Raw genomic sequence first — 1,012 nt, forward strand, 5'->3', positions numbered from 1 at the left:
GCTGCTCGACTGCGAGCTGCTGCCCTGGTCGGCGAAGGCGGGCGCCCGGCGCTCCTGCGCCTCCCGGTGCTCCGGGAACGCGCGGAAGCGCATCAGCACCGCGCCGATGGCGTACTCGGCGATCGGCACGTTGTAGGAGTTGGGCGACCGGGTGTAGAGCAGCCCCTCGGCGAGGCGGCGCTGCATCAGCTCGCCGCCCACCCAGTCGAACCCGGCCGCGGTGATCTGCACCCACCGCAGCCGGTCGCACTTGGCCAGCAGCTCGTCGAAGGTGTCCTCGTTCATCGCGCTGCGCAGGATCACCTCGGCGTCGAGCCACTCGTCGCGTACCGGCTCACCGTCCGGTACCGGGCTGAACCGGCACTGCGGGAACCGCTCCCGCAGCTGCGGGAGCAGGTCCGACAGGTTGGGGGTGAGCAGGACGTGCGGTCCCGCGGCGGCGCCGGTCACGAGGACTCCTGCGCACGCTTCCGGTTGTTGTACGTCACGCCGCCCTTGGCCCAGTTGTCGTACGACACCTCGTAGAGCAGGACGTGGGTGTTCTCGCGCGGCGAGCCGTACTTGACCAGCACGTCGGTCAGGTCGGCGATCATCGCTTCCTTGGTGGCCTGGTCCCGCTTGCCGATCTCGGCACGGATGATTGCCATCTCAGTTCTCCCTGCTAGTGGTCGCGAAGTCCGGGTTGCGCTCGTACTCGGCCTTGACTGCGAGGTACGCGAAGGCGTGCGTGACGCGGGTCTTCAGCACCCCGTCGAACACCTCACGCGCCTTGTCGACGTCACCGTTGTAGTAGTGCCAGTTACCGAGGCCGTACCCCTGGGTGACGGTCTTGAGGCTGTTGCCGTCGCACATCGCCCACAGCTCGTCCGGGCCGATCTCGCCGGTGTAGAGCTTCATCCGGCCCTCGTAGCCGACCAGGTGCGGCTCGTCGACCAGGTCGACAGTGCGGAACCGGTCGAGCACCTCCTCGGCCTTGGCGGTCCGGCCGAGGCGCCGCAGCGCCATGTACTGC

Annotated in this window: 3 protein-coding genes; all 3 read right to left on the reverse strand. The window is 68.6% G+C overall.

What is annotated here, in order from left to right; genetic code table 11:
* A partial coding sequence (locus AB0L34_RS34485) for a hypothetical protein (protein ID WP_363709878.1) occupies nucleotides 1-450 on the reverse strand: 450 nt, incomplete at its 3' end.
* Nucleotides 447-647 (reverse strand): tautomerase family protein, encoded by a 201-nt coding sequence (locus tag AB0L34_RS34490; RefSeq protein ID WP_018786431.1) that lies wholly within the window; start codon nucleotides 645-647, stop codon nucleotides 447-449. The genes AB0L34_RS34485 and AB0L34_RS34490, both read right to left, overlap by 4 nt.
* Nucleotide 648: 1 nt before the next feature.
* The coding region (locus tag AB0L34_RS34495) for a hypothetical protein (RefSeq protein ID WP_363709880.1) at nucleotides 649-1,012 on the reverse strand (364 nt) is incomplete at its 5' end.

It is taken from the genome of Micromonospora sp. NPDC052213 (assembly GCF_040679695.1).
Taxonomy (GTDB): domain Bacteria; phylum Actinomycetota; class Actinomycetes; order Mycobacteriales; family Micromonosporaceae; genus Micromonospora.